We start from the raw sequence: 13,550 nt of genomic DNA on the forward strand, positions 1-13,550 counted from the left end.
GATATCTCCTTCGATACGGGTGTGCGAGGTGAGGTGGTGCGGGTCTTACTTGATGCCGCTGGAGGCGACGCCCTGGATGACGTAGCGCTGAGCGAACAGATAGATGGCGAGCATCGGGAGGATGCTGACGACGGAGCCTGCCATCATCACGTCCCACTGCGTCGTGTACTGCCCCTGGAGCCCGGCGAGGGCCAGCGGCAGGGTCTTGAGCTCGGCCGAACGCAGGATGATGAGCGGCCAGAGGAAGCCGTTCCAGCTGTTCATGAACGAGAACACCGCGAGCGTCGCGAGGGTCGGCCCCACGAGCGGGAGCACGACGGTGCCGAAGATGCGGAAGTGTCCGGCGCCGTCGAGCGTGGCGGCTTCGTCGAGCTCGCGCGGCACCCCGTTCATCGCCTGACGGAGCAGGAACACGCCGAATGCGCTCGCGACTCCCGGCAGCAGGACACCGAGATACGTGTCGACGAGACCGAGGTCGCGCATCTGGACGAACAGCGGCACGATGAGCACCTGGATGGGGATCATCATGGTCGCGAGGTAGATCGCGAACACCACTCCGCGACCACGGAAGGGCAGGCGGCTGAACGCGTAGGCCGCGAGGGAGCTGGTGACCAGCTGGAACAGTGCCGTGACGACGGCCAGCCCGATCGAGTTCGCGATGATCCGGGCGAACGGCAGTTCGGCGAACAGCGTCTGGTAGGCCGAGAACGACGGTTCCTCGGGGATCAGCCGGGGCGTCGCGTCGAGTCCGGCACCGGGCGAGAATGACGTCGACAGCGTCCACAGGAACGGGAAGAACATCACGACGGCGCCGAGGATCAGCACCGCGGTGAGGAGGGCCCGCTGGGTCTTCTCACGCATAGGTCACCCACCTCTTCTGTCCGACGATCTGCACGACGGTCACGCCCAGCACGAGGATGAACAGCATCCACGACAGTGCCGACGCCTCCCCGGCAGCGCCGTAGCGGAAGGTCAGGTCGTAGATCTGCTGCACGACGACCGTGCTCGACCCCGCCGGGCCGCCGCCGGTCATGGCGTAGACCTGGTCGAAGACCTGGAAGCCGTTGATGAGGGAGATCACGACGACGAAGAACGTCGAGGGCGACAGCAGCGGGAGGGTCACGTTGAACAAGCGCCGCCACGGCCCCGCACCGTCGACCTTCGCCGCCTCGTACATCTCCTGCGGGATCGCCTGAAGCCCGGCGAGGAGGATGATCATGACGAAGCCGAGGTCCTTCCACGCCGAGGCGAGGATGATCGACGGCATCGACCACGCCGGATCGGTCCACCACCCGGGCCCGTCGATGCCGAACACCGCGAGGGCCGCGTTGACGATCCCGACCGACGGGTTGAGCAGCCAGCGCCACACGAGGGCCACGACGATCCAGCTCGTCACGACGGGGAGGAAGTACACGCCCCGCAGGATGTTGCGCCCGCGCAGCCGCACGTTGAGCGCGAGGGCGAGGGCGAGCCCCCCGATGTAGACGAGCGGCAGGTAGCCGACGAGGTAGTAGAGCGTGTTGAGGAACGCCCGCTGCGTCGTGGGGTCCTGCACGAGGTGCACGTAGTTGTCGAACCCCACCCATTTCATGGGGGCGAGCAGGTTCCACTCGTGGAGGCTCGTCCACAGCGCGCCGAACATCGGGTAGATCGTGAAGAGCGCGAGCGGGATGGCGCTCGGCAGCAGGAAGACGAGCACCGTGAGGGCGTAGCGCACGCGGCGACGGGGACGTCGGACGGGCGGCGCCGGGATCGCCTCGCCCGCGATGTCGGTCGGCAGGGGCCGGGCCGTGAGGGTCATTTCGCGTCGCCGCTCTCGCCGGGGGCGACCGAACGCGCCACGGCGAGCCGCTCGCGCACGAGGCGTCCCTGCTCGCCCGAGCGTCCCTGGGCATCGAACGGCGTCGAGAGCACGAGCGAGGCCGCTCCCTGCGCCCAGCGGTCGTCCTGCCAGGTCTCGACCGCGACGGGAACGGCGCGGTTGCGCGGGATGAGACCGGCACGGAACGCCGGCTCGAACCCGAACGACCAGTGCCGCCACGACTCGACGCCTTCGCCGAGGAGGATCACGATCTCCGGGTCGACGACGTTCACGACGCCGGCGAGCACGCGACCGAGCAGGTGGCCCGCGTGCGAGAAGAGCTGCTGGGCGCCCGGGTCACCCGCATCCGCGAGGGAGCGCAGCGCCGCGATGCCGGCGTCGCGCCCGATGAGACCCTGCTCGCGGCCGCGGCGCACGAGCGCGTCCTGACCGACGACCGCTTCGAGGCAGCCATGGCCACCGCACTGGCAGAGGGGGCCGTCCTCTTCCACGGGCACGTGGCCGATCTCGCCCGCACCGCCGCTGCGCCCTCGCAGCACGCGCCCGTCGGCCACCAGCCCGGCACCGACACCGGTGCCGATCGTGAGGACCAGGACATTCTCGTGTCCGCGGGCCTGCCCGTGCAGGGCCTCGGCGATCGCGAGCGCGTTGACGTTGTTCTCGACGAGCACGGGGAGATCGAGCTCCCGGCGGAGGGCTTCCCCCAGGGGCACGCGCTGCCAGCCGAGCTGCGTCGAGTCGACCGTGCCGACCGCCTGCTCTTCGACGTTGCCGGGCACCCCGACGCCGACGCCGAGGAGGGGCGCGCCGTCTCCCCCGCCGATGAAGGCGCGGAGCTTCTCGGCCAGGCGCGTGGTGGCGGTGCCCGAGGCGGCGTCGAAGGGCTCGGTCGCGGAGCGGACGACGGTTCCGTCGATCCCGACCTCCACGACGGTGATGTGGTCGGCGACGACCTTGACCCCGATCGCGCGTCCGGCGTCGGCCACGAGCCCGAGCAGTCGCGCGGGTCGTCCGCCGCTGGAAGGACTGTGGTCGAGCTCGACGAGCAGTCCGTCGGCGATCAGCTGACGCGTGTGCTGAGTGATGAGGGCCGGCGAGACATCGAGCTCTCGCGCGAGGTCGGCGCGCGAGGTGGGACCGCTGCCGCCGATGAAGGCGAGCACGGCCGATCGGGTGACATCGGCGCGGGCGGAAGAAGACGGCACGGGAACCCCTTTGTTTAGGCCTGAATGAACGTTAGGACACGATGCGCTCGGACGTCAACTCCAACCCCGTCGGTGGCACCAGGGACCTGTCCCGCGTAACGGTTTGGCGGAGAGGGTTGATCTCGGACTCATAGGTAGTCCATACTCTCCACTAAATTCAGACCTGAACAAAGAGGTTCTCATGTCTTCTGCTGCACGGACTCTTCCCTCCGCGGGTCCCCGCCGCGCGATCGTGCTCGCCGCGGGTCTCGTGATGGCCCTCGTCATCGCCCTCCTCGCGGCGACGCCGGCCCACGCGAACACGCTGGACGGGGTGTGGCACAACCCCTACGGCGATGATGAGCTCTACGCCACACAGCCCACCGAGCGATCGCCGCGCGACCCGATGGCGGGTGAGAACGTCACCGTCCGCGCCACCACCTGGCCCATCGCCTCGGGGCAGTCGGTGTGGGTCACGTGGAGCGTCAATGGCGTTGCCCAGACCCCGCGGGGCGCCAGCTGGGACTACAACTCCGGCAATAACACGTACTGGAAGGTCGATCTCGGCTCCTTCGCCCGCGGCGACGACGTCGAGTACACGGTGCACGCCGACGTCAACGGCGGCGGGCAGCGCGACATCGGCCCGTTCTCGTTCGCGACCACCTCGTGGAGCACCGTCACCGATGTCACGAGCGTGATCGACAACGGCACCTCGGTCGACATCGTGACCGGGGACAGCGCCGGCGACTTCACCCCGAAGGTGCGCTTCGCCTTCCCGCGCTTGGACGGCTACGACGTGCAGATCGCACCGAACGGGTCGGGCCTGAACCTCAGCGGTCTCACGAGCTATACCGTCACCAACGGCTCATCGCAGGTGACCATCGCCACGAGCCAGCTCGTGCTCAAGATCGACAAGAGCCCCTACCGCCTGTCGGTCTACAAGGGCGACGGAACCACGCTGATCACCCGCCAGTACGACCCGGCGCAGTTCCGCAACATCGGCTGGGCGAGCGACGGCAGCTCCACCGTGACCAAGATCGAGGACCACTTCCTGAGCCCCGCCGGCGAGCGGTTCGAGGGCTTCGGCGAGCGCTACGACCGGCTCGACCACCGCGGCACCGACGTGCACAACTACGTCTACAACCAGTACCAGGACCAGGGCGCCACGCGTCGCACCTACTACTCGGTGCCCTACTTCGCCAACTCCGCCGGCTACGGCGTGCACGTGCCGAGCACCCGGTACGCGATCTTCAACCTGGCGACCTACCGCTCCGACATGGCCGGGTTCACCGTCGACACCGGCGGCGCCCTGAACTCGACCCTCACCTACCAGTTCTTCACCGGCGACCAGACGGCGATGCTCGACGACTTCACCGCCGAAACCGGTCGTCCCCTCCTCCCGCCCAAGTGGGCCTTCGGTCTCTGGGGCTCGGCGAACGAGTGGAACACGCAGGCCGAGGTCGACACGTGGCTGAACCAGGTGGACTCCTCCGGCATCCCGCACAGCGCGCTCGTGCTGGAGCAGTGGAGCGACGAGGCCACGTTCTACCTCTGGAAGGACGCCCAGTACACGCCCACCTCGGGGGGCGGCTCGCTCGACTACGCCGACCTCACCTTCCCGTCGGGCGGCGCATGGAGCAACCCGAAGCAGATGATCCAGGACGCCCACGACCAGAACATCAAGGTCATCCTGTGGCAGATCCCCGTGCTCAAGGAGAACTTCACCTCCAATCCCTCCACCGCCCCGCAGCAGCATCTCAACGACAAGGCGTACGCCGCGGCGCAGAACTTCCTCGTGAAGGACGGCGGCGGCCAGCCGTACCGCATCCCGACCGGCCAGTGGTTCGGCGACAGCACGGTTCCCGACTTCACCAGCACCGCCGCGACCGACTGGTGGATGAGCAAGCGCGCGTACCTGCTCGACGACCTCGGCGTCGACGGCTTCAAGACCGACGGCAGCGAGGCCCTGTTCGGGCGCGACCTCCAGGTGGCCGACGGTCGCCGGGGCGACGAGATGCACAACGCCTACCCGAACGAGTACACCCGCGCCTACAACGACTTCGTGCAGGACAAGACCGGCGGCGACGGCACGATCTTCAGCCGCGCCGGGACCTCCGGCGGCCAGAGCCAGTCCATTTTCTGGGCGGGCGACCAGTCGTCGACGTTCGGAGCCTTCCAGGAGGCGGTGCGGGCGGGCCAGAGCGCCGGACAGTCGGGGGTGCCGTTCTGGGCGTGGGACCTCGCCGGGTTCACCGGCTCGTTCCCCAGCTCCGAGCTCTACCTCCGCTCGACGTCGCAGGCGACCTTCTCGCCGATCATGCAGTACCACTCCGAGAAGGCCGACCCCACGCCCTCCGAGGCGCGCACGCCCTGGAACGTGCAGGCGCGCACCGGCGACACGAGCGTCGTGCCGACGTTCACCAAGTTCGCGAACGTCCGGATGAACCTCGTGCCCTACCTCTACACCGAGGCCGACGACAGCGCCTCGACGGGCGTGCCGATGATGCGGGCGATGAGCCTCGCATTCCCCGGCGACGCGACGGCGGCGACCTACGACCAGCAGTACCTGTTCGGCTCCCAGCTGCTCGTCGCTCCGATCACGACCCAGGGGCAGACGGTCAAGGACGTCTACCTGCCCTCGGGCGAGTGGTACGACTTCTGGAACGGCGGGCGCGCGATCGGCAACGGCGTGAAGCAGTACTACGCCGCGAAGGACACGATCCCCGTCTACGCCCGGGCCGGAGCGGTCATCCCGCTCAACCTCAACGACGCGTACCAGCTGGGCGGCACGATCGGCAACGACGTCGAGACCTACGACAACCTCGTGTTCCGGGTCTACCCGTCGGCGTCGAGCACGTACGACTACTTCGAGGACTCCGCGAACGCGCACCGCACCATCTCGGTCACGTCCGACCGCGTGGCGCGCACCGTGTCGGTCTCCGCTCCGGCGCTGACCACCGCCGCGACCTACCAGGTGTCGGGCACCAAGCCCACGGGCGTCACGGTGGCCGGTTCGGCGCTCACCGAGGTGGGCTCGGTGTCGGCGCTGGCCTCGGCGAGCACCGGCTGGTTCTGGGACTCGGTGCAGCAGCTGACCTACGTGAAGGTCGGAGCGAGCACGTCCGCCCGCACGATCGCCCTGAGCGGCGTGGACAAGGCCACCTACGAGGCCGAGTTCGCCACGCAGACCGGCGTCAGCACCAACACCGACCACCCCGGCTACACCGGGCCGGCATTCGTCGACGGCTTCGCCTCGAGCGGCGACGCCGTGCAGTTCGACGTGTGGGCCGAGGCGAACGCGACGCACCAGCTGCGCTTCCGCTACGGCAACGGCGCGGCCACCTCGGCGGTGCGCACCGTCCGCGTCGACGGAACGTCCGTCGGCACGCTCACCCTGCCCTCGACCGGCTCCTGGGACACCTGGGGCACCGCGTCGATCAGCGCGAGCCTCACTCCCGGCCGCCACACCGTCCGCATCGAGTATGCGAGCGGCAGCGCGGGCGGCATCAACCTCGACAACCTCGTGCTCGCACGCTGAGCCGGATTCCGTGGAGAGACCCCCGATGAACACTCTGACCCTGCGGCGCCGCATCGCGACCCTCGCCATCGCGTCGATCGCGGCGGCCTCCCTCACCGCACTCAACGGATGGGCGGATGCCGAGCCCGCCACCGCCGCGCCGCTCGGCGTCCAACGCGCCCAGTTCACCTCCGGCTCGAGCTACCTCGTGGTCGAGGTGCTCGACGACGACCTCGTGCACTTCGAGGTGGCCGGGAGCGGCACGCCGCCGGGAACGTCGACGGCGCTGTTCACGACGCCGCAGATCGCCAAGACGAACTACCCCGGGCCCGAGACCTACTCGCGCAGCGGCGGCACGATCCAGACGGCGGGGTTGCGGCTCGAGGTCAACACGTCGACGCTGTGCGTGACGGCGACCGACATCACCCGCACGCCGAACCTCGTGCTGCAGACGACCTGCCCGGTCGACCTCACGCAGGCGTGGAAGGGCCTCAACATCACGAAGTCGTCGATGGAGAACGCCTACGGCCTCGGCCAGCAGTTCTTCACGGGCGCGAGCGCCGACGGCGACTGGGTGGGCCGCGTCCGCTCCCCCGGCGGCACGTACGGCAACGCGATGGTCTACGACGCCGAGAACGGCCCGGTGGGGAACACACAGATCCCGGTGCTGTTCGCCCTGGGTGACGACAACGCCAACTACGGCCTGTTCGTCGACCAGCTCTACAAGCAGGAGTGGAACCTCACCGGCGATCCGTGGACGATGCGCACGTGGGGCGACCAGGTGCGCTGGTACCTGATGTCGGGGCCGGACCTTCCCGACCTCCGCGAGGACTACATGGAGCTCACCGGCACCCCGCCGGTGCCCCCGAAGAAGGCGTTCGGGTTGTGGGTGTCGGAGTTCGGCTACGACGACTGGTCGGAGCTCGACGACACCATCTCGGGCCTGCGCGCGGCCGACTTCCCGGTGGACGGCGCCATGCTCGACGTCCAGTGGTTCGGGGGTGTGACCGCCAACTCCGACAACACGCGCATGGGCACCCTCGATTGGGACACGACCAAGTTCCCGAATCCCGCCTCGAAGATCGCCGCTCTCAAGGCGGACGGCGTCGGCATCATCCCGATCGAGGAGTCCTACATCGGCAAGAACCTGCCGGAGCACGCCGATATGGCCGCCGATGGCTACCTCGTGCGCTCCGGGTGCTCCACGTGCGCTCCGGTGTACCTGACCGGCAACCCGTGGTGGGGCAAGGGCGGGATGATCGACTGGACGCAGCCCGCCGCCGGTGCCGCCTGGCACGACGAGCAGCGCCAGCACCTCGTGGACGAGGGCGTGACGGGGCACTGGCTCGACCTCGGCGAGCCGGAGATGTATGACGCGAACGACTGGACCGCGGGAGTGATCCCCGGCAAGCACGCGCACGCCGACTACCACAACGCCTACAACCTGCTGTGGGCCCAGAGCATCGCCGACGGCTATGACCGCAACGACGAGGACGCCCGACCGTTCCTGCTCTCGCGGGCAGCGGCCGGTGGCATCCAGCGGTTCGGCACGGCCATGTGGTCGGCTGACATCGGGTCGACGATGAAGGCCCTCGCGTCCCAGCAGAACACCCAGATGCACATGTCGATGTCGGGCATCGACTACTACGGGTCGGACGTCGGCGGCTTCCGCCGAGAGATGCTCGACGCCGACGCCGACGAGCTGTACACGCAGTGGTTCGCCGACAGCGCCTGGTTCGACACTCCCCTGCGTCCGCACACCGAGAACCTCTGCAACTGCCTGGAGACCACGCCCGACGCGATCGGCGACGTCGACAGCAACCGCGCGAACCTCGTGCGGCGCTACGAGAACGCGCCCTACACGTACTCGCTCGCCCACCGCGCGAACCGGTACGGCGAACCGCTCGCACCCCCGCTCGTGTACTACTACCAGAACGACGACAACGTGCGGGAGATGGGCCACCAGAAGATGCTGGGCCGCGACCTGATGGTGGCGATCGTGGCGGGATCCGGCGAGCGGGAGCGCGACGTGTACCTGCCGGCGGGCGACTGGATCGACATCCATACGAACGAGCGCATCTCCAGCACGGGCCAGTGGATCTCCGACGTGCCGCTGTGGCGGAACGGCGTGTTCACCCTGCCCGCCTACGCCCGAGCGGGTGCGATCATCCCGCAGGCGTACGTGGATGCCGAGACGAAGGACATCACGGGCCTGCGCTCCGACTCGACCCTGCACAACGAGCAGATCACGACCGTCTACGCCGACGACACCGCGTCCAGCTTCACGCTGTACGAAGACGACGGCACCAGCACGGCGTACCAGAGCGGCGCGGTGCGCACGACGGAGATCAGCCAGTCGATGACCGGGAGCGTCGCCACCGTCACCGTGGGCGCGGCCTCCGGCACGTACACCGGCGCCCCGTCGTCGCGCCCGACGGTCGTCAAGCTCGTCACCGACGACACGCAGGCCGCTTCCGTGACCCTCAACGGCAGCACGCTCACTGAGCACGCCAACAAGGCCGCGTTCGACGCCGCGAGCAGCGGGTGGTACAACGCGGGCGGCAACACCGTGATCGCCAAGGCGGCCAGCAGCTCGGTGGGCACCGCGAAGACCTTCGCCTTCACACTGGGCGAAGACCCGGTGTGGGCGACCTTCGCGTGTGAGTTCGCGACGACCACCTTCGGCCAGTCGGTCTACGTCGTGGGCAACATCCCGCAGCTGGGCAACTGGTCGCCGGCGAGCGCGGTCAAGCTCACCCCCAGCGCGTACCCCACCTGGACGGGCGTGATCGAGAACCTTCCGCCGTCGAGCGCGATCGAGTGGAAGTGCATCAAACGGCAAGAAGCGGGCAACCCGAACACGGCCGATGCGTGGGAGCCCGGAGGCAACAACGTGTTGAACACTCCGCCATCGGGGTCCGCCGGAATCACGACGGGCGCCTTCTAGCCGGGCACCTCGCGCCGCAGCGGTTCGTCCCCCGTTCTCCCACCCGGTCAGTCCGGGTGGGAGAACGGGGGACGAGCCGTGAGACGCGTCCGGAATCTCCTTCGAGAACACGACAGCTCTCGCCGGCGCATGCGCGCGTGTCTCCGGCGAAGAACGCGCTAGCCTACATCCAGCCCTCACGCGGCGGTATGAAGGTGGCTCGCCCGGTATCTCGACTCAGCCCCACAACTCCCTCTGCGTGAGCGCAGTCGAGAACTCGTGCAGCCAGCCGGGCCGCGGCCGTCCGATCTACCTCACGCTGAAAATGCTCCGCTGTATGAACGAACTGCACCAGTTCGAGCCAGGCACGTCTGAGGCGGCGGTGAGGAGATTCGCCTGTAGGTCGATGTCTCGGAAGTCGCGCCATACGGGGCTGAGACAGCAACCAGTCAGACGTGCCATAGAGCGTAATGAGGTAGATCAGGTCGACGGCGTTCCCAGCCTGCTCTTCGAGACATTGCAGCCAGTATCCCGTGAGTCGCGCGGCGAGTTCGCGTCCTCCCGCCGACAGACCTAGGCCACCGTGATCGAGGACACTGACGAGCGCCTCGCGGATATCCACCGGCGGACTGTCGGCGGGCATAGCAGCCAGCAATGCGAGCTGCGGCGGATATTCAGGGGCCACAGCAAGCAGATCCGAGGCAGCCAGTGGGACGGTTCTCTCATCGAGAAGTGTGAGACCCTCCCGTGTCGGAACCTGGGCATAGAGACCCATGACGGCCAACGTTCGCCAACGTGACGCTTGCACGTCGACTGGATCGTTTCCCATGCATGTTCCTGCTTCGTCCAACCCCATCGTAGACGCTGGTCGTCGAGGCATCGGGTGGACTTCAGACCTCAGCGCGAACGAGGGAGACGTCAACCTGGCGTCGAGCGCGATCGAGTGCGAGGGCATCAGAAAACCGGCGCCTTCTAGCCGAATGCCTCGCGTACCGGCGGTTCGAATCGCTACGCTCGGACGCATGGGGGCATGGAGCGAGGAACCGTTCGGAAACGACACCGCCGCCGATTGGGGCTGGGAGCTGGACGACGCCGAATCGTGGGAGTTCGTCACGGAGGTGCTGCGGGGTTTCCTGGCGGCCTCTGACGCCGACGAAGACACCGAGGCGATCGTGGTGGCGGCGGCCGAGACCGTGGCTCACGGGCTCGGCTCCCCCACGCAGGACGACAGCTACACCGAGTCGGTGACTGCGTTCGTCGAGCGCGTCGGGGCGCCACCGGCCGAGACCGTGACCCTCGCCCGCGACGCCCTCCGCGTCGTCCGCGACGACGGGTCTGCCTCAGCGGAGCTCTGGGCCGAGGCAGACGACCTCGACGCATGGCGCGACGCGCTCGGCCGCATCAACGCCGCGCTCTCGCGCTGAACCCGGTTCAGGCCTCCGCCGCGCGCTCCGCGAACAACGCGGCAGCTTCGTCGACGACCACCTGACTCCACACGATCTCCGTGGGGAAACGCACGACCATCCGGCTGCCCGTACTGTGTCTCTCGATCGCGTCGGCGATCTCGTCCCCCTCCAGCGCGCGAATCCGCTCCACCAGAAGCTCCTCGGCCCGTGTCCCCGACAAACCCGCCGGAAGATCCTCCGCCTCGGACGTGAGCGTCCCCCAGTACGGCGGACCCACGAGCACGAGATGCCCGGCCTCGACGCGGGTCGGACGATCCGGGGGGAACACCCGACCCAACGCCTTGTACGCGGCGCGCATCTCCCGGTCGGGCACTTCCAGGCCCCAGTCCTTGAGGGCAGCGGCAGTAATCAACTCGGGGCCCGGCTTCGGCTTGATGATCAGGGTCGCCTTCGGAGCGGTCATCTGTGCCAGCACGGCTGAGTCCTCCTCCGTCCGACCCTCGATCGTTACCTCGGTGAGGGTGGGGATCTTCGTCAGTGCTTCCAACCCCACCAGGCGAGATACCGTCACATTGATCACGTTCAGCCCGATAGCGGGCGACAGCGACGAGAAGTCGAACTCCCGCGCTTGCATCACGTGCAGCTCCCGAAGTGCTGACGGCTGGCACAGTTCCGGAAGTCGAGATACTCGCCGCGAGCGCAGCGCCAAGAAACGAACCGGGCCGGCAACCGGACTGATCGCTTCGTCGACCTGCAATTGCTCGAGCCACGGCAAGGAGAGGACACTGGACCACTTTCCGAAAGAGGGCCCGTAATACTGACGCAACCCCCACAAACGAGACAAGTCGGCCTCTTCCGATATTTCCGGCTCCTGGATATCGAGCAACTCCAACGCTCTCGCGCGCCGGAGGTCTCGATATCCCACGACCTCACTCCACGGATCGATACGGAGAGACCGCATCCGCGGCAGATGATCGCGAAGGTCCGAGAGGTCCGCAGTCACCCCATCGGGGCAACTGACGCGAGCTCCGATCCGATACAGCGCCCAAGCCTGCTCCACCATCTCCGGTGTCACCGACCAACGCTTCTCCCCACGCCACACGAACCACCCCGGCCGGTGAAACAACGGCCAGCTCGGGCTCTCCCATTCCACGAACGGAGTGAATCGCTCGTCCCAGCCGAACGGCTCATCGCTCTCGACCTCGCCGTCGCGGACCTTTAGATCTTCGACCCTCACAGGGTCGTCATCGCTGCACACCATGGGGAACCTCAGCGGTTCTCTCGGGACCTCTCCGGAGGTGGGCTCCACGTGGACCGCAGTAATGACGGCGCGTCAGCCGCGATCGTGGTCGTCGAACAGGGCGGTCGCCTCGTCGGCGAGGTGCTTCCATCGGACGGCGGCGGTGGAGCCTCGAAGCACCACGCGCTTCTCGGTGCTGAACCGGCGGAGAGCGCGGACGACACGGGCGCCCCGTCGCTCACGGACGCGCTGCAGCAACACGCGTTCCGCCTCGGTGCCCGACATGCCTGGCGGAAGGTCCTCCTCGTACACCGTGAAGGTGAAGTCAGGGGTTTCCGCGGAGAGCACGACCTCACCGACTCCCTCGAACCACCGCATCTCGGTGTCCGGGTGGTCGTGCGGCGACGACAGTCCGAGCCGCCGGTAGGCCTCCCGCTCCTCCCGGGCGGACAACTCGATCCTCCATCCTCGTCGGATCGCGACGTCCACGAGCTCCTGCGGAGGTCGCGGCCCGAGCGCCAGGAACACGTCGGGCGCATCGATCCCGCTCAGCACGCGCACGTCCTCGTCCGATCGTCCCTCCAGGGTCACCCGCGTGAGCTTGCGCAGTGCGGTCACGGCCGACAACCCGGTCAGATTTCGCCCGAAGACGACGAGTTCCTGAAGCCACGGAGCGACCGAGAGCGACGTCAGATCGAACTCCGCTCCCGCATCGACGGTCACTGCGCGGAGACTCTCGGGGTGCGCGAGCTCCGGCAGATGCGTCACTCCCGGGCCGCTCACCTGCAGGCTGCGCAGCGGCGCCTCGATCCGGCCGGCCACCTCCCCCACCTCGGCCTGCTCGAGTGCCGCACCGCCCAGGACTCCTCCCCACGCACTATGCGAAGGCCCGCTGTACCGACGGAGCGAGAACAAGCGGGACAGGTCCGCCTCCTCGTCGAGGTCGTGCGGGATCTCGAGAACCTTCAAGTTCCGCGCACGCGGCAACACGCCCCACCCGGATACGGTCCCGTCACCCTGACGCCGGACCTGGAGGCGCCCCATCCGTGGGAGGTGATGACGCAGCAGACGCAGATCCACCTCACCGCGCTCGGCCAGGACGCGAACGCCGATCCCATACCGCGACCACGCGAGGTCGACCAGGTCTGGAGTCACCGACCACGGCCACTCCCCCCGCCAGACGAGCCATCCCCGCGGCGCCGACGAATCCTCCGGATGCGGTCGCTCCCACGGCGCCGATCGAGACCACTCCACGGCACCAGACAGGCGGTCATCCCACAAGACCGAACCGGACGTGAAGCCCTCATCCTCCGCCACCGGCATTTCGGGCACTCCAGACACGGCAGCCCTCCCCGACTATCTAGCTAGATTCAGTCTCAGCTACTGGAAAACAGTCATGGCTCACGACAGGCGAACACATCGTGGTCCATCATCAACACTCGGCATCATCAGCTA

Annotated in this window: 8 protein-coding genes; 3 read left to right on the forward strand and 5 right to left on the reverse strand. The window is 68.0% G+C overall.

What is annotated here, in order from left to right:
* Window positions 1–45: 45 nt before the first annotated feature.
* Genes AVP41_RS10970 through AVP41_RS10980 form a run of 3 tightly spaced genes read right to left on the reverse strand, consistent with a single transcriptional unit; the run spans window position 46 to window position 3,027 of the window.
* Entirely contained in the window at window positions 46–861 is an 816-nt protein-coding gene (locus AVP41_RS10970; RefSeq protein ID WP_067164284.1) for a carbohydrate ABC transporter permease, read from the reverse strand.
* Window positions 854–1,801: a carbohydrate ABC transporter permease gene (locus AVP41_RS10975; protein ID WP_082829162.1), complete on the reverse strand. Its 948-nt coding sequence runs from the start codon at window positions 1,799–1,801 to the stop codon at window positions 854–856. Before AVP41_RS10975 ends, AVP41_RS10970 begins: the two co-directional genes overlap by 8 nt.
* Window positions 1,798–3,027 (reverse strand): ROK family transcriptional regulator, encoded by a 1,230-nt coding sequence (locus tag AVP41_RS10980; protein ID WP_067164286.1) that lies wholly within the window; start codon window positions 3,025–3,027, stop codon window positions 1,798–1,800. The genes AVP41_RS10975 and AVP41_RS10980 overlap by 4 nt, the downstream gene beginning before the upstream one ends.
* Window positions 3,028–3,208: 181 nt before the next feature.
* Here AVP41_RS10980 and AVP41_RS10985 point away from each other — a divergent pair, with 181 nt between their 5' ends.
* The 3 genes from AVP41_RS10985 to AVP41_RS10995 all read left to right on the forward strand — a co-directional run bounded on the left by AVP41_RS10985 (window position 3,209) and on the right by AVP41_RS10995 (window position 10,873).
* Window positions 3,209–6,544 carry a TIM-barrel domain-containing protein gene (locus AVP41_RS10985; protein WP_067164288.1) on the forward strand — a complete coding sequence of 1,112 codons (3,336 nt, stop codon included), beginning with the start codon at window positions 3,209–3,211 and terminating at the stop codon, window positions 6,542–6,544.
* 25 nt (window positions 6,545–6,569) lie between these two features.
* Entirely contained in the window at window positions 6,570–9,470 is a 2,901-nt protein-coding gene (locus AVP41_RS10990; RefSeq protein ID WP_067164290.1) for a TIM-barrel domain-containing protein, read from the forward strand.
* Window positions 9,471–10,471: 1,001 nt separating this feature from the next.
* Window positions 10,472–10,873 carry a DUF4259 domain-containing protein gene (locus tag AVP41_RS10995; protein WP_231902733.1) on the forward strand — a complete coding sequence of 134 codons (402 nt, stop codon included), beginning with the start codon at window positions 10,472–10,474 and terminating at the stop codon, window positions 10,871–10,873.
* 7 nt (window positions 10,874–10,880) lie between these two features.
* Here the strand turns inward: AVP41_RS10995 and AVP41_RS11000 are convergent, their stop codons facing one another.
* Together AVP41_RS11000 and AVP41_RS11005 are read right to left on the reverse strand one after the other, a co-directional pair.
* Window positions 10,881–12,116, reverse strand: coding sequence for a hypothetical protein (locus AVP41_RS11000; RefSeq protein ID WP_067164294.1), 1,236 nt, complete (start codon window positions 12,114–12,116; stop codon window positions 10,881–10,883).
* Between the two features lie 72 nt (window positions 12,117–12,188).
* Window positions 12,189–13,436, reverse strand: coding sequence for a hypothetical protein (locus AVP41_RS11005; protein ID WP_157532458.1), 1,248 nt, complete (start codon window positions 13,434–13,436; stop codon window positions 12,189–12,191).
* Window positions 13,437–13,550 lie beyond the last annotated feature (114 nt).

Origin of the sequence: Microbacterium sp. TNHR37B, assembly GCF_001620065.1 — a bacterium.
Lineage (GTDB): Bacteria > Actinomycetota > Actinomycetes > Actinomycetales > Microbacteriaceae > Microbacterium.